We start from the raw sequence: 15,073 nt of genomic DNA, 5'->3' as shown, positions 1-15,073 counted from the left end.
CCAAGGGCGGCGCAGCGGCGTGGCGGGGCGCGCGCCGCTGCAAAGGCAAACCAAGGGCGGCGCGGCGGTGTGGGGTAGGGCGCTGTTGACGGCGAAGCGGGGTGGGGCGGCGGTGGTCGGTTGGAGGCGGGCGGCCACTGGGTGTCGCGCTCAAGGGGTCCGGTGTGGACTGGGCGAAGCCGGCGGGGGTGTTGGTCGGCGGGCGCGGCTGAGGCGCAGTGCCAGGGCGGCGTGGTTGTTGTGGGCGGCCCACACCGCGGGTGTCGTTGCGTGGTGCGGGTCGCGTGCCGCTGGGTCGGCGCCGAGGGCGAGCAGGGTTTCGACGGTGGTGGCGCGGCCTGCCAGGGCGGCGTGGTGCAGGGCGAGGCCGAAGGGGAAGCCTGCTGACAGCAGGGCGCGGATGGCCTTGTCCTTGCCCTGCTCGGCGGCGCGTTGGACGGCATCGGGGTTCTGGGCGATGGTGGCGGGGTCGGCGGTGGTGGGCTTGCCTGCCATGAGGTCGGCGAGTTGGGCGTCCGCGGGGCTGAGGCGGGGGGCGGGTGCTCCGGCCTCGCTGAGCATGGCGGCGATGGTGGGGTTGCCGTTGCGGAGTGCGAGTTCGATGGCGGACCTGCGCTGGTGGACCGGGTGGCCGGGGTAGGGCTGGGTGGGTGGGACACCGTGGTCGAGCAGGAGGCGGACGCGGTCGGGTTGGGTGTTGGCGGCGGCCCAGAGCAGCAGGTCGTGCAGCATCCGGTCGGGCGGGCGGCACAGGGGGCGGTGGGGGCGTTCGGTGCCGAGGCCGTGGCGGAAGAGCAGGTGCAGGTGGGAGTCGTCCGGGTTGAACATGCGGTTGTAGAGGGCCTGGTTGTCGTTGGGGTCGGCGCCGTGGTTGAGCAGGAGGGTGGCGAGTGGGATCTCGGCCTGGTGGCGGGGCCGGTTGGCCGCGTCCTCGCCCTCGCCGAGAACGCCGGTGAGGACCGTGAAGGGGGAGGGCTCGTCGTTCCAGTGCCAGGCGGCGTTGGGGTCGGCGCCTTGGGCGAGGAGCTGTTCCGCGGCGGCGACGGGATTGGCCTGGGGAACGCGGGAGTAAGCGAGGTAGAGGAGGGGCTCCCAGCCGCGGGGGCCGCCGGGGGCGGCGTGGCGGGCGTGGGTCGGGTCGCCCAGGGCCGCCGCCACGTGGGGGTTGGTGGCGATCTCGGGGTGGGCCTGGAGGACGGTCAGGGCGTGGGCCCGGCGGGTGGGGCTGTCGACGGCGTAGGTGAGGCAGGCGTGGGTGAGGAACTCGTCTGCTGGCGTCACCCGTTCAGGTTAGGCCGCGCGCCGGACCGGGGGCCGCCGTCAGGGCAGGTCGTGGGCTGAGGTGCTGACCCGCAGTTCGGTGTTCATGCCCGCCGCGTCCAGCACCCGGGCCACGGCTGGCGAGACGTCGACGAGGCGCAGCCAGCCGCCTGCCCGGTCCAGCCGGTGCTGTGCGGCCAGGAGGGCGTTGAGGCCCGCGCAGCCGAAGAACTCGGCGTCGGAGAGGTCGATGATGAGGCCGGGTTTGGGGCCGCGCTGGTCCGCCACGGCTCCGAGCAGGAAGCGCTCGAGGATGCCCGCGGCCAGGAGGTCGACCTCCCCGCCGATGGCCACGGCCACGACGCCGGGGGCTGGGGGGTCGTCGAGCCGGAGGTCCACGGTGATCTCCATGCCGGGTCGGGAGGGGTGCTCGACGTTACCCCGACCTGGCGCGCCCGGGTGGGGCTGAAAGGGTGAAAGCTAATCGGCGCGCAGCATGCGGACCAGCTCGACCGTGGGCACGTGGCACAGCGAGGCGAGCGACTCCAGGGCGGCCAGGTCCAGGTCGCGGCTGGTGGCGGCGTGCCGGGCGACCTCGGTGGCGGCCCAGCGGCGGGCCGGGGACAGGGCGTCGCGGTCGTCGAGGGCGAGGTGGGTGAGGTCGATCTTGAGCGAGGCCGGGTGGTCGTCGTGGTTCACCTGGTCGTGTACGCGCTCGAGGAGGTCGTGCGGCGAGGTCTCCAGCGCCGTGCACAGCTCCACGAACCGCACTACGGTGCACGAGCGGGTGCCGGTCTCGTACGAGGCGAGCGCTTGGGCGCTGAGCTCCACTGGGAGGCGTTGCACCAGCTGGGCGCGGGTCCACCTGCGCCGCATCCGTAGTTGTTGCAGTTCCTTGCCGAGCGCTCGCTGATACGCGACACCGTCCACCGCACACCCCCGACCACCCTGGACAGCACCAGTACTCGGCGCTGTGAGCTGCATCTTTCCCATGTTTTGTAACGTTACGCACATTAGTCCGAGAAATACCCTCACCAGGCGCACAACCGCCCGAACGAGTGACAGTGGAGCGGCGAAACTCCACCGTCAGTAGAACCGCGAGCGGCAGCCGGGGGTCAGCGGTTGAGAACGACGACCAGCGCGGCGAGGGGTGCGGCCAGCAACACCGCAGGCACCACGACCCGCGCCCACCCCGCGACAACCGGGTCCCCGGCCGCCACCGCACGCCGGACGAATCGGTAGCGCGCGGCGCCGCAGACCAGCAGCGCGAAGGCGAGGCCGAGCACGACGACCCCGCTGACGGCCCCGGCCACCGACCGGGCGGCGTGCAGCAGCAGCGCGCCGTAGGCGGCGGTGGTCAGGGCGGTGCGCGACCAGGCGAGGCGGGTCCGCTCGGCCTGCAGGCCGGGGTCGTGCACCCGCTCCTCGCTCACCGGGTGGTCACCAGCACGAGGACGAGTATCCCGAGCCCCACGACGGTGAGCCCGACCGTCAGCAGCGGCAGTTGGGTGGTCGGCGGCAGCGGGCGGTGCAGGCGCATGGCCAGTTCTGTGCTCCGCCAGCGGCGGTGGCTCAGCACCGCGAGGGTGGTGCCGAGGAGCACCAGCGCCAGCGCGATCGCCAGCCGCAGCCAGACCGGGGCCTGCGGGACGTACTGGGAGACCGCGACCCCGCCCGCGAGCAGCGCCAGCGAGGTGCGGACCCAGGCGAGGAAGGTGCGCTCGTTGGCGAGGGAGAACCGGTAGTCGGGTTCCTCGCCCTCGGTGATGCGCAGCCGATCGGCCAGTTTTCCCACGTCCTGAGCTTAGTGCGGGCGGCGCGTGCGTGGGGACGACGGCGTCCCCATTGTTGACACTGGGAATTGCAGCGCTCGTTCAGCCGCTACCTGGGCCCCCGGCGCTGCCGTAGCGTCGCTGCGCAGGCGGCCACCCCTGCACCGGCCGCCATCGGTCCTCTCCCCTGCCTAGGAGGCCGTCCCAATGGGTCGATCAACCCTGCGTTCCCTGCTCACCCTCGCGAGCGCCGCGGTCACCACCGCCGTGCTCGTCACCCCCGCCGAGGCCGCCCTGCCGACACTGCTCGGCGCCTCGTCGAACACCACCACCCTCGCCGCCACCCAGGCGGACCTGGCCTCCCGGCTGGGCGAGGACTACGCCAACTCCTGGCTCGACGGCGCGGGCGCGCTGGTCGTCGGCGTGACCGACGCGGACCGCGCCGCCGAGGTGCGCGCCGCGGGCGCGGTGGCCAAGGTCGTGCGGCACAGCGCGACCGAGCTCGCGCGCACGCAGTCCACACTGGACCGCAAGGCCGCCGCGGACGTGCCCGACTCGGTCACCGGCTGGTATGTGGACGTGCCGGGCAACCAGGTCGTGGTGTCGGTGCTCAACGACGACGCCGCGGGCCTGGCCTGGGCGCGGTCGGCCGGGGCGGGCGCACTGCGCGTCGAGCGGGCCACCGAGTCACCGCGTCCGCTGTGGAGCATCATCGGCGGCCAGGCGATCAACCGCAGCGCGGGCGGTCGCTGCTCGGTGGGCTTCAGCGCCCGCAACAACTCCGGCGCCCGGTTCGTCATCACCGCCGGGCACTGCACCGAGCTGGGCGGCTCGTGGAGCGGCACCGGCGGCACGATCGGCTCCGCCAGCGGCACCTCGTTCCCGGTCAACGACTACGGCCGGATCACCGTCTCCAGCGCCGCGGCCGCCTCGACCGGCCTGGTCGACCGCTACTCCTCCGGCTCGGACGTCCGCGTCGTCGGGCGCTCGGTCGTCGGTGTCGGCGGCGCCGTCTGCCGCTCCGGGTCCACCACGGGCTGGCGCTGCGGCACCGTCCAGGCCACCAACCAGACCGTCAACTACGGCGGCGGCGACGTCGTCTACGGCCTGACCCGCACCAACGCCTGCGCCGAGCCCGGCGACTCCGGCGGCTCCTTCGTCTCCAACCCCGGCTCGGGCACCACCGTCCACGCCCAGGGCCTCACCTCGGGCGGCAGCGGCAACTGCTCGTTCGGCGGCACGACGTTCTTCCAGCCGATCAACGAGGCACTGTCGGCTTACGGCCTCAACCTGGTGCTCGGCTGACAGCCGCCCCAGGGAGGTAGCGGCGCCCGCCCGGTCGTCCACCGGGCGGGCGTTCCCCGTGCCCGGGATCAGCCCGGCAGCACCTCGACGGCGTCGGCGATCTCGGCCAGCACGTCGGTGTCCAGGCTGCCCGCCAGCGGCGCGGCCACCGCGGCGGCCGACCACGCGACGGCGAGCCGCAACCGCTCCGGCCACGGCAGGCCCTCGGTGCGCGCCAGTGCCGCCACCGCCGCGTCGCCCGCGCCCGTGGGGTTGCCCGCCACGCGGTGCGGGGGGCGGGCGGTGAAGGGGCCTTCGGGGGTGTGGGCGCGCAGGCCTTCGGCGCCGTGGGAGACGACGACCGCCGCCGCCCCGAGCTGGGTGAGGGCGGCGGGGTCGTCGGAGCCGACCGTGTCCCGGAGTTCGTCGCGGTTGGGCTTGACGATGTCGGCGCCCGCCGCGGCGGCGGCCAGGAGGGCGGGGCCCGTGGCGTCGACGATGGTGGGCACGCCCGCGCGCTTGGCCCTGGCGACCAGGTCGGCGTAGCCGTCGGCGGGGGCGCCCGCGGGCAGGCTGCCCGAGCAGACCAGGACGGTCGCGTCGTCGAGGTAGCGGTCGACCAGGGCGACCAGCCGCTCCCAGTCCACAGGGGACAGCGGGCCGCCGGGCTCGGTGAACAGGGTGGCCTCGGCGGTGTCGTCGACCACGGCGATGGTCATGCGGGTGGGGGCGGCCACCGGGAGCAGGTCGTGCGGGACGCCCGCGTCGGCGAGGTCGGCGCGCAGCGAGTCGCCCAGGATGCCGCCGACCGGGCCGAGCGCGAGGGTGGGCACGCCGCGCTCGTGCAGGACCCGGCTGACGTTGAGCCCCTTGCCGCCCGCGCGTTCGTGGACGATGCGGACGCGGTGGGTCTGGCCCGCGCGCAGCTCCGGCACGCGGTAGCTGACGTCGAGGGCCGGGTTGCCGGTCACGGTCAGGATCATCGGGTCTCCCTTGTGCGCACGGCCCCGGCGGGGACCGCGTCGAGGACGCCGAGCAGCCTGGCCGCCTCGGTGGCGACCGCCGCCCTGGCCGGACCGAGGTACCGGCGCGGGTCCACCAGCGCGGGGTCCGCGGCGAGCGCGGCCCGCGCCGCCCGGGTGAACGCGGCGTTGAGGTGGGTGGAGATGTTGACCTTGGTCAGGCCCGCGCGCACGGCCCTGGCCAGGTCGGCGTCCGGGACGCCGGAGGCCCCGTGCAGCACCAGCGGCACGGCGACGGCGGCGCGCAGCTCGGCGATCCGGTCGAAGTCGAGCACCGCGTCGCGGGTGCGCATGGCGTGCGAGCTGCCCACGGCGACGGCGAGCGCGTCGACACCGGTCGCCGCCACGTACGCGGCGGCCTCGGCCGGGTCGGTGCGCGCGCCGGGGGCGTGCACGCCGTCCTTGCCACCGACCTCGCCGAGCTCGGCCTCCACGCCGACGCCGCGGTCGTGGCAGCGGCGGACGATCTCGCGGGTGCGGGCCACGTTGTCAGCGTAGGGGTCGGCGGACGCGTCGAACATCACCGAGGCCACACCGAGGTCGAGGCCGCGTTCCACCAGCTCCGGGGACTCGATGTGGTCGAGGTGCACGGCCACCGGCACCGAGGCGTCCGCGGCCACGGCGAGCGCGGCGAGGACCAGCGGCGCCAGCGACCCGTGGTAGCGCGCGCAGTTCTCGCTGATCTGCAGCACCAGTGCGGTCCCGGCCCGCTCGGCGCCCTCGACCAGGGCGTAGGCGTGTTCGAGCTGGACGACGTTGAAGGCCCCGACCCCGTGCCCGCCGCGCACGGCGGCGTCGAGGATGTCGGTGGTGGCGCTGAGCACGGCCCCGCCCTCAGCGCAGGATGATCGAGCGGGTCAGGTGCCGCGGCCGGTCCGGGTCCAGGCCTCGGCGCCGCGCGGTGGCCACGGCGAGCCGCTGGGCGAGCACCAGGTGCGCCATCGGGTCCAGGTCGCTGTCGACCCAGGTCGCGCCGGTGGCGGCGACCTCGGCGGCCAGGCCGTCGGGGGCCGGGCCGAACATCCAGGTCACCCGGCCGGGCTGGGCGACGCTGATCGGGCCGTGCCGGTACTCCATGGCCGGGTGCGCCTCGGTCCACGCCGAGGCGGCCTCCCGCAGCTTGAGCGCGGCCTCGTGGGCCAGCCCGACCGTCCACCCGCGACCGAGGAACGACACCTGCTCGGCGGCGGGCAGCTCGCCGAGGTCGGCGCCCAGGGCGGTCCGGGCGTCGGCGGCGGCGGAGGTCAGGTCCTCGCCGAGCCCGGCCCGCAGGTAGGCCAGGGCGGTGGTGGCGAAGCGGGTCTGCACCACGGAGCGCTCGTCGGCGAAGTCCAGCAGGACCGTCTCGCCGCCCAGGTCGGGGTTGGCGGTGACGACCAGCGCCGGTGTGGCCGCGACCAGGTCGAGGACCTCGGTGGTGGTGCCGGACCGGGTGATCGCCACGACCCGGTCGTAGTCGCGGGCGGCGGGGAACTCCGAGGCGGCGAAGGCGTCGGTGCGGCCGTGGCCCGCGGCCTCGCGCAGCGCGGCGAACGCCATCGCCATGAACCACGAGGTGCCGCAGCCGACGACGGCCACCGACCGCCCCGGCTCGGCGACCGGGCGGGCCAGCGCGGCGGCGCGCAGCCAGTCGTCGGGCTGGGTCGCGATCTCCTGGCTGACGTGCGAACCTGCGGACACCGGCGGCCCCCAATCGCGATCAGTCGTGCGCGCTGTGCGCCCTCATGATGTCCCCGTCCGCGACGCGGCGGCAAGGTGGGCCCGTGCGCGATCCGGGCGGCGCCGTGGCCGCGCGCGGTCCCGCGCTCCCGGGGCGACTGCCTGGCGCGCACCCGAACGGTGCGCCACCGGCCCACGACCCCACCCGGGCACGGATGTCAGCCCGACTTGACCGACGAGGCAGCCGCACCAGCAACGCGGCGGCAAGGCGGGCTAGGCGGGCCAGGCGGCGCGGTGGCCGCGCGCGGTCCCGCGCTCCCGGGGCGACTGGTGGGCGCGCACCCGAACGGTGCGCTATCGGCCCACGACCTCACCCGGGCACGGGTGTCAGCCCGACTTGGCCAACGAGGCTGCCGCGCCCGCAACGCGGCGGCAAGGCGGGCCAGGCGGCGCGGTCCCGCACTCCCCGGGGCGACGGCTGCCGGGCGCGCACCCGAACGGTGCGCCACCGGCCCACGACCTCACCCGGGCACGGGTGTCAGCGGTGCCTGCCCGACTTGGCCGACGAGGCTGCCGCGCCCGCGCCCAGGAGCAGGACCACGGTCGCCACGGCCCACCGCCGCTTCTTCTCGGTGGCGTCGCGGGCCAGGGCCTTCGGCGTGGGCTGCTCGACCCGGCTCGGCGGCGACCCGCCGCGCCGGGGGGCGGCGGCGGGCGGTTCGGGCGCGGGAGCGGGCGGGGGCGCGGCGGCGGGCGGCAGCGGGCCTGCGACCGGCGCCGGGACGATCGGCGGGACCGCGCCGGGCGGTAGCGGTGGCGGTGGGGCGTCGGGCGGCGCGGGGACGGGGGCCGGTTCCGGCTCGCTCGTCGGGGCGGGCGGGGTCGTGGGCGAGGGGGTGGGTGGGCTCGTCGGCGGCGGCGGTGCGGCGTGCGGGACGCACTCGGAGGCGTCGGTGGACGAGCTGGGGTTGAGGGTGATGCCGGTGTCCGTCGGCCTCGCGCCCGCCGCCACCGGCACCCGGTAGACGTGGGCGGCGCGGTTGGTGCTGTTGGAGATCGGGTAGAGCGCGTCGTCGGTGCCGAGCACGATCGAGCCGTAGGACGGGCTCGGCGGCAGGTCGCCCATCCCGGCCCAGGACACGGCGCCGGTGCGCGGGTTGATCCGGACGAGCTTGCCCGGCCCGGCGGGCAGCGACGTCGCGCCGTAGAGCATGCCGTCCGCGGGCCGGTAGGCGAGGTCGTCCACCAGCAGGCCCGCGAGCGGCGACGACAGCGGCACCATAGTCTCCACCACCCCGGTGTCGAGGTTGATCCCGAACAGCTTCGTGGCGGCGATGATGACGAACCGGTCGCCGACCACCGCCCCGCCGCGCGCGAACCAGCCCGCGAGCAGCGTCCCGGTGATCGGCTTGCTGGCGACGACGTTCCCGGCCGTGTCCAGGGTGACCAGCCGCGGCGGCACGTAGATCCCCTCGATGCCGCTGGCCGCGACGGCGTGCAGCCTGCCGCGCGCGTAGGCCAGGGCGTCGACGCGCTGGCCCAGGGTGCGCAGCCGGGCGGTCTCGCCGGTGGCCAGGTCGACCGAGACGAGCGTGGACAGGTCGTGGCCGTTGCTGTGCACCCGGTAGAACACGCAGTCGGCCGGGGTGGGCGCGGCGACGGCGACCTCGGCGGGCGCGGCGGGCTCCGAGGTCAGCAGGGTGGTGCCGGTCAGCACCGCCGCGGCGGAGACGGCGGCGAGGAAGGCGCTGGTCCGGCGCACGGCGTCAGCGCAGCCGGTCGAGGACGGCCTGGAACGCGGCGGGGTCGACCTTCGCCGCGCCCGCGTACGGGTTCTGCAACTGGTAGGTCGCGAACAGCAGCAGCGACAGGGTGCCCGCGAGGATCGAGACGATGACGATGTGGGTCATCGGCTGCGGGCCGCCGAACATCAGGGCCAGCACGATGGTCATGACGCTGCCGAGCACGAGGGCGAACCACACCACGTCGGTCACGCCGTCGCCGCCCGCGGTGTTCAGCCGCTCCTGCCTGGCCTCGTAGACGTCCCACAGCTTGTCGGTGGCGAGGGTCTTCTGGTCGTTGGCGTAGTCGCTGTCGGCCTCGGCCCCGCGCACGGCGACGCGCATCCGGTCGAGCAGGCTCCAGCCCTCGTCGTCGACCTCGCCGTCGCCGGTGGCCATCTGCGGCCACTCGGTGTCGGAGACGGTGCGGGCGTACTCCGCGGCGAGGTCGCGCACCTCGGTGCGCGCGGGCTCGGACAGCGCGTCGGTGGCCCAGGCGGCGGCGACCAGGCCGTCGGCCTCGCGGAAGGAGCCGCCCTCGGCCGCGGTGGTGCCGTCGAACAGGGAGATCAGGACGAACGCCAGCAGCACCGCGTGCAGGCCGCCGACGATCGTGAACACCTGGCCCAGCGCCTCGTTGTTCTCGACGGTCCCCTCAGCGGTCCCGATGCGCCGCATCAGGTAGGCCACGAGGGCGGCCACGGCCGCCGAGCCGAGCACCCAGGCGAGCCCTGGGAGGTAGATGTCCATCAGGTGATCCCTTTCCGCGGAGCGGGCAGAACGAGCTGCCCGCAACCAATGATCTTGATGGTCCGACCGGCCCTGGCGCGAGGCCCTGAACGGGTAGAGCCGCTTGCTCACTACGGGGGAAGATCGCGACACAGGGCAACCGGACGGTGACTTGACCACTCGATCGAGCGATCTCGGTCCACCAGCGCGTCCTGCGGCCCCGGCGCGACGCGGATATGTTTCAGCCGATTGAGCGAGACGAGGAGTCGAGGACATGCCGGAGTTGCTGCTCGGACCGCTGCTGCGCCACGTCGACGACACGTCGGCGACGGTGTGGGTGGAGACCAGCGGCGCGTGCTCGGTGCGCATCGCCGCCCCGGGCATCGCCGAGCAGCAGGTGCCGACGTTCCAGGTCGAGGGACGCCACTACGCCCTCGTCGTGCTCACCGGGCTGCGGCCCGCGACCAGCCACGCCTACGAGGTCCACCTCGACGGCGTCACGCACTGGCCGCAGCCGGGGTCGTCGATGCCGCCCAGCCGCATCCGCACGCTGCCCGCGGGCGGCGACCACGACTTCCTCATGCTGTTCGGGTCCTGCCGCAAGCCGGAGAGCACCGACCCGAAGGAGCACAAGAAGTGGGGCACTGACGCCCTGGCCGCCTACGCGGTGCGGATGAGCGGGCAGGACGAGGTCGACTGGCCGGACTCGATGGTGCTGCTCGGGGACCAGGTCTACGCGGACGAGACCAGCAAGGCCACCCAGGAGTGGCTGTCCCGGCGCCGCGACCTCGACCAGGCGCCCGGCGTCGAGGTCAAGGACCTCGACGAGTACGTGCGGCTCTACCACGAGGCGTGGTCGTCGCCGCTGATCCGCTGGCTGCTGTCCACCGTGCCGACGTCGATGATCTTCGACGACCACGACGTGCGCGACGACTGGAACACCTCCCAGACCTGGCGCGACGCCATCGAGGCCACCGACTGGTGGGCCGAACGCGAGCGCGGGGCGCTGGTCTCGTACTGGGTCTACCAGCACATCGGCAACCTCGCGCCCGCGGAGCTGGCCGAGGACAAGACCTTCGCCGCGGTGCTCGCGCACGGCCGCGACGGCGACGCCGGACCGGTGCTGCGCGCGTTCGCCGAGGCCGCCGCGCGGGAGGTCAACGGGCGCAAGGGCACCCGGTGGAGCTACCGGCGCGACTTCGGCAACGTGCGGCTGCTGGTGATCGACACCCGGTCCGGGCGCATCCTGCGCGACGGGCACCGCTCGATGGTCGGCGACGGCGAGTTCGAGTGGATCGAGCAGAACGCCGACGGCGCCTACGACCACCTGCTCATCGGCTCGTCGCTGCCCTGGCTGATGCCGCACGCGATCAACCACGTGCAGTCGGTCAACGAGGTCTCCGCCCGCCGCGACGGCTGGCGCGGGCGGCTCGCCGAGAAGCTGCGCCAGGGCGCCGACCTGGAGCACTGGCCCTCGTTCCGCGCCTCCTACGACCGGCTGACCAGGCTGGTCCGGCGCATCGCCGAGGGCGAGGCGGCCACGGTGTGCGTACTCTCGGGCGACGTGCACCACGTCTACGCGGCCGAGGCCAGCTTCGACCGGCCGGTCAACGCCAGGGTGTGGCAACTGACCTGCTCGCCGGTGCACAACGCCGTCGAGCGGTACATGCGGCCGTTGTTCCAGCTCGCCTGGTGGAAGCCGCTGGCCGCGGTGACCCGCTGGTGGATGGCGCGCAACCCGGCGATCGAGCCGCTGCCGGTGGCCTGGGAGAAGACCGCGGGCCCCTACTTCGGCAACGCCGTGGCCACCCTGCGGGTGCGCGGGCGGCGCGCCGACGTGGTCATCGAGAAGGCCGACAGCGGCGCCGACGGCCCCTTCCTCACCCCCCTGCCCACCATCCCCCTGACCTGAGCGCCGACCACACCAGGCAGCTCCTACACTCACCGACGTGGATTACCAGCTCACCGCCGACGTCACCCCCGCCCCCGGCACCCCCGACCTCGACCCGCTGCAGCAGCACGGCGTCGCGGCCCTGCTGGACGAGCAGCTCGACCTGCTCGCGGGCATCGAGGGCCCCGACGGCCTGGAGGTGGAGCCGCTGGACCACCGGGTCGAGGTGCACGGCGGCGGGGCGGTCATCACCTGGCTGCTCGACGCCCCCGCGCTGGCCTTCGCCGAGGAGGCCGCCCGGCACGTGCTGACCGAGCTGCTCACCCAGACCGACCTGCTCTCCGGCTGGTCGGTGGGCCGCTGCGAGGTCATCGCCAGCGACGACGACCTGGAGGCCGCGCTCAACAACGGCCCGGTGGTCGAGCTGACCGACGACGACCTGGGCGAGGCGCTGACCGACGAGGAGATCGCCGAGCTGCGCGAGGGCCTGCTCGCCGCCGCGCCGCAGCTGCGCGGGGTGGGCCTGGAGGCGTTCGGGCACGTCGCGGACGACCCGGCGTGCGCGGTGTCGGAGGAGGCGGCGCGGCTGGTCGCGGGCGCGCTCGTGCAGGGCATCGAGGTGCTCACCGACGACCTGTTCACCGACGTGCAGGACCTGGAGGACGCCGAGGCGTCGGTGGCCGACGTGGACGCGGTGACGGTGCTGAACATGCTGCCGCAGCGCTACACCGACCTCTACGGCCCGCTGTTCGCCAAGCAGTTCCTGGTGACCACCGTGATCATGGGCTACCGGCTGGCGCAGCCGGGCTGGACCCAGCCGCTGTGCACCGCCGAGGCGCTGGCGCTGCACCTGCTCAAGAACGAGGCGGCGGCACAGCTCGAGGTGGCCGGACTGCTCGACGAGCTGCCGATGAAGGAGATCATGGCCGCCTTCGACGAGCACGTGCTCGTCGGCGTGGACCACGAGCGGCTGTTCGACACCCCCGAGGGCGGCGACGGCGAGGACGACATCGATCTCCTGGGCACCCCCGGCCTCGACTTCGACGAGTGGTTCCTGCCGCGCAACGCCGAGACCGTGCTGCACCCGTACCTGGCCGTGGAGGACGACGGCATCGTGTGACCGTGTCGGTCCGTTGACCGGCCAGGCGCGCGCCTGCCGGCTTCTGTCACTTCGCGACAGAAGACATCGCACAGATCCTGGATTCGCGGCGGTGAGCAAGTTTCTGTCCACTGTGCACAATGCGGGCCCGGAGCCGGCGGAGATCCCCACCGCCGAGGAGATCTCGCCACTGGTCACCCGGTCTCGACCTCGCCGAGGACCGCGACGAAATCGGACGCGGCGGGCAGGCGGGAACACGACACACGCGACCAGGGTAGGCCGGGCGCACCCGTCACCCCTGCGGCAGATGGCCCAATCGGCACCGAATCCTGTTTGGCCCCGGCTCGCGGTGGTACCTCACCGTTGAGCACGTGAGTGAGACTTTCCCTTGTGCCGAAAGGAGAATCGCATGTCGACAGGCACGATCGTCGCAGTGGTCGTCGCTGCCGTCGTGGTCCTGGGCTTGGTCGGACTGGCCCTGTGGGCCCGTCCCGCCGCCAAGCGCAAGCGGCTGCGTGAGCGTTTCGGCCCGGAGTACGAGCGGGCCGTGGCCCACGGGGACCGCCGCACGGCTGAGCGGGACCTGGACGACCGGGTGCGCGAGCACGACCGCCTCGAGATCAAGGAGCTGGCCCCGGCCTCCCGCGAGCGCTACACCGCGCAGTGGCAGCAGGTGCAGGAGCGCTTCGTCGACCGTCCCACCGAGTCGGTCGCCGAGGCCGACCAGCTCGTGACGGCCCTGATGGCCGAGCGCGGCTACCCCACCGAGGGGTCGCACGAGGACCGCGTCCGCCGTTTGTCGGTGGAGCACGCTGGCGTCCTCGACCACTTCCGCGCCGCCAACGACGCCCGCGGCGACAGCACCGCGTCCACCGAGCGCCTCCGCGAGGCGATGGTGCACTACCGCGCGCTGTTCGCCGACCTGCTCGGCTCGCCCCGCGAGAAGACCCCGACCGGCCGCTGAGCCCCCGCTCGCAGCCGTTCGCACCCCGAGATCCATTGATGGGAGCACGACCAGTGACCACCCACCACGACCGCCCCTCCACCGCCTCGATCGCCGACGCGACCCGCACCGGGACGCACGAGCGCGACGACCGCGGAACCGAACAGCACACCAGCCGCGGCCTCGACCCCACCCAGACCGACCGCCACGACCCGCGCGCCGCCGCACCGCAGCAGAACGCCGCGCCGGGTGCGCCCGGGCAGCACGGGTCTTCGCCCGCGCACCACGGGTCCGACGCCAGCGGCAGGCACACGCCGAACACCGACGAGATCCCCGCGCAGCAGGAGTCCCGCCAGGCCGGCCGCCCCGCCGCGACCGACGCCGACGAGCCCGGCCTGGAGCTGTTCGGCACCGAGCGGGTCGAGGGCTTCCGCACTGAGTGGTCGCGGGTCCAGGCGGCTTTCGTCGACGACCCGAAGGCGGCGGTGACCGGCGCCGACCAGTTGGTCGCCGAGGTCATGCACGACCTCGCCAGGACCTTCGCCGAGCACAAGAAGGGCCTCGAGGGCCAGTGGCAGGGCTCCGGCGAGGCCCAGACCGAGGACCTGCGCTTGGCGCTGCGCCGCTACCGGTCGTTCTTCAACCAGTTGCTGCACACGCCCTGACCCGTCCGAAACACCCGGCACCCCCGCGTCGCCCCTCGGCGCGGGGGTGTCGGTCCGCGCGGGCACACTGGGGCGGTGACCGCGTACACGATGTTCGACACCGCCCTGGGCCCGTGCGGGCTGGCCTGGACCGAGCGGGGTCTGGCCGCGGTCGAGGTCCCAGCGGGCGAGGCCACCGAAGCCGCCCTGCGCCGCCGCATCCCCGCCCCGGAGCCGACCACTCCCCCGGCTCCCATCGCCGCGCTCATCACCCGCATCCAGGCCCACCTGACCGGCACCCCCGACGCCTTCACCGACGTCCCCCTGGACCCCCAGGACATCCCCGACTTCAACCGCCGCGCCTACGACCACATCCGCACCATCACCCCCGGCGAGACCACCACCTACGGCGAGGTGGCCCAGGCCCTCGGCGCCCCTGGCTCCGCCCAGGCCGTCGGCCGGGCGATGGGCCGCAACCCTTACCCGATCGTGGTGCCGTGCCACCGGGTGCTGGGGGCGAACGGGAAGGTCGGGGGCTTCTCGGCGGGGGCAGGCTCGGTGACCAAGCTGCGGATCCTGTCGATCGAGGGCGCTGCTCCGGGCGGGCAGCCGTCTCTGTTCGACTGAGCGGCTTCGGCGTTCGCCGACCACGACCTGACTGCGGTCATCTGGCGCCACAGCGTCCAGGCTCGTGTGACGCGGCGACCGGTTGACCTGGTCCGATGCGCGGCCGACTGTGTGGCCGGGTCACTTTCGAGGCCTTGGCGGTGGGTCTGTGGATCGTTTTCGAGTTGTCCACAGGCAAGATCGACTTTGAGGTCTTGTGTGGGCTGGGCGGGTAGGATGGGCTTCGGGCCGCCCCCAGTGCAATGCCACTTACTTCGTGTTTTTCCTGGTTGGGCGGGTGTGGTGGAGGGTTCGGGTGAGGGGTCCGGTCGGTGTCGGCTTGCTCGGTTGCCTCGCGCACGGGGTTGGTGGGTGAGGCGACT

16 protein-coding genes are annotated in these 15,073 nt (G+C 74.0%); 6 read left to right on the top strand and 10 right to left on the bottom strand.

The features are described from left to right. Positions 1 to 150: 150 nt before the first annotated feature. From GCL84_RS00275 to GCL84_RS00255, 5 genes are all read right to left on the bottom strand, one after another. Positions 151 to 1,281 (bottom strand): ankyrin repeat domain-containing protein, encoded by a 1,131-nt coding sequence (locus GCL84_RS00275; protein ID WP_156753272.1) that lies wholly within the window; start codon positions 1,279 to 1,281, stop codon positions 151 to 153. A 39-nt stretch (positions 1,282 to 1,320) separates the two neighbouring features. Next, positions 1,321 to 1,659 carry an STAS domain-containing protein gene (locus tag GCL84_RS00270; protein ID WP_197522902.1) on the bottom strand — a complete coding sequence of 113 codons (339 nt, stop codon included), beginning with the start codon at positions 1,657 to 1,659 and terminating at the stop codon, positions 1,321 to 1,323. Between the two features lie 81 nt (positions 1,660 to 1,740). Further along, entirely contained in the window at positions 1,741 to 2,190 is a 450-nt protein-coding gene (locus GCL84_RS00265; RefSeq protein WP_156753270.1) for a helix-turn-helix domain-containing protein, read from the bottom strand. Between the two features lie 185 nt (positions 2,191 to 2,375). Beyond that, positions 2,376 to 2,693, bottom strand: coding sequence for a DUF202 domain-containing protein (locus tag GCL84_RS00260; RefSeq protein ID WP_156753269.1), 318 nt, complete (start codon positions 2,691 to 2,693; stop codon positions 2,376 to 2,378). After that, positions 2,690 to 3,055 carry a YidH family protein gene (locus GCL84_RS00255; RefSeq protein ID WP_328618749.1) on the bottom strand — a complete coding sequence of 122 codons (366 nt, stop codon included), beginning with the start codon at positions 3,053 to 3,055 and terminating at the stop codon, positions 2,690 to 2,692. Before GCL84_RS00255 ends, GCL84_RS00260 begins: the two co-directional genes overlap by 4 nt. A gap of 184 nt (positions 3,056 to 3,239) precedes the next feature. Here GCL84_RS00255 and GCL84_RS00250 point away from each other — a divergent pair, with 184 nt between their 5' ends. After that, positions 3,240 to 4,337 carry a S1 family peptidase gene (locus GCL84_RS00250; protein WP_156753268.1) on the top strand — a complete coding sequence of 366 codons (1,098 nt, stop codon included), beginning with the start codon at positions 3,240 to 3,242 and terminating at the stop codon, positions 4,335 to 4,337. A 68-nt stretch (positions 4,338 to 4,405) separates the two neighbouring features. Here the strand turns inward: GCL84_RS00250 and GCL84_RS00245 are convergent, their stop codons facing one another. The 5 genes from GCL84_RS00245 to GCL84_RS00225 form a co-directional block, all read right to left on the bottom strand. Continuing rightward, positions 4,406 to 5,299 carry a 1-phosphofructokinase family hexose kinase gene (locus GCL84_RS00245; protein ID WP_156753267.1) on the bottom strand — a complete coding sequence of 298 codons (894 nt, stop codon included), beginning with the start codon at positions 5,297 to 5,299 and terminating at the stop codon, positions 4,406 to 4,408. Then, complete coding sequence (locus GCL84_RS00240) at positions 5,296 to 6,162, bottom strand: class II fructose-bisphosphate aldolase (RefSeq protein WP_156753266.1); 867 nt, start codon at positions 6,160 to 6,162, stop codon at positions 5,296 to 5,298. Before GCL84_RS00240 ends, GCL84_RS00245 begins: the two co-directional genes overlap by 4 nt. Positions 6,163 to 6,172: 10 nt before the next feature. After that, positions 6,173 to 7,018, bottom strand: a complete 846-nt coding sequence (locus tag GCL84_RS00235) for an SIS domain-containing protein (protein ID WP_156753265.1) — start codon at positions 7,016 to 7,018, stop codon at positions 6,173 to 6,175. Positions 7,019 to 7,535: 517 nt separating this feature from the next. Beyond that, entirely contained in the window at positions 7,536 to 8,759 is a 1,224-nt protein-coding gene (locus GCL84_RS00230; RefSeq protein WP_156753264.1) for a DUF6923 family protein, read from the bottom strand. A 4-nt stretch (positions 8,760 to 8,763) separates the two neighbouring features. Further along, entirely contained in the window at positions 8,764 to 9,528 is a 765-nt protein-coding gene (locus GCL84_RS00225) for a bestrophin-like domain (protein ID WP_156753263.1), read from the bottom strand. A gap of 253 nt (positions 9,529 to 9,781) precedes the next feature. Here GCL84_RS00225 and GCL84_RS00220 point away from each other — a divergent pair, with 253 nt between their 5' ends. From GCL84_RS00220 to GCL84_RS00200, 5 genes are all read left to right on the top strand, one after another. Beyond that, positions 9,782 to 11,419: an alkaline phosphatase D family protein gene (locus GCL84_RS00220; RefSeq protein ID WP_156753262.1), complete on the top strand. Its 1,638-nt coding sequence runs from the start codon at positions 9,782 to 9,784 to the stop codon at positions 11,417 to 11,419. Between the two features lie 37 nt (positions 11,420 to 11,456). Then, the gene (locus tag GCL84_RS00215; RefSeq protein WP_156753261.1) at positions 11,457 to 12,518 is read left to right on the top strand and encodes a hypothetical protein; all 1,062 of its coding nucleotides are present in this window, start codon (positions 11,457 to 11,459) and stop codon (positions 12,516 to 12,518) included. 388 nt (positions 12,519 to 12,906) lie between these two features. Continuing rightward, the gene (locus tag GCL84_RS00210; protein WP_156753260.1) at positions 12,907 to 13,461 is read left to right on the top strand and encodes a hypothetical protein; all 555 of its coding nucleotides are present in this window, start codon (positions 12,907 to 12,909) and stop codon (positions 13,459 to 13,461) included. Between the two features lie 38 nt (positions 13,462 to 13,499). After that, positions 13,500 to 14,105: a hypothetical protein gene (locus GCL84_RS30500; protein ID WP_268891311.1), complete on the top strand. Its 606-nt coding sequence runs from the start codon at positions 13,500 to 13,502 to the stop codon at positions 14,103 to 14,105. Between the two features lie 75 nt (positions 14,106 to 14,180). Continuing rightward, positions 14,181 to 14,711 carry a methylated-DNA--[protein]-cysteine S-methyltransferase gene (locus tag GCL84_RS00200; protein WP_197522901.1) on the top strand — a complete coding sequence of 177 codons (531 nt, stop codon included), beginning with the start codon at positions 14,181 to 14,183 and terminating at the stop codon, positions 14,709 to 14,711. Positions 14,712 to 15,073: the final 362 nt, after the last annotated feature.

Source organism: Actinokineospora pegani (genome assembly GCF_009745975.1).
Lineage (GTDB): Bacteria > Actinomycetota > Actinomycetes > Mycobacteriales > Pseudonocardiaceae > Actinokineospora > Actinokineospora pegani.
This window is presented reverse-complemented; position numbering and strand designations above follow the sequence as displayed.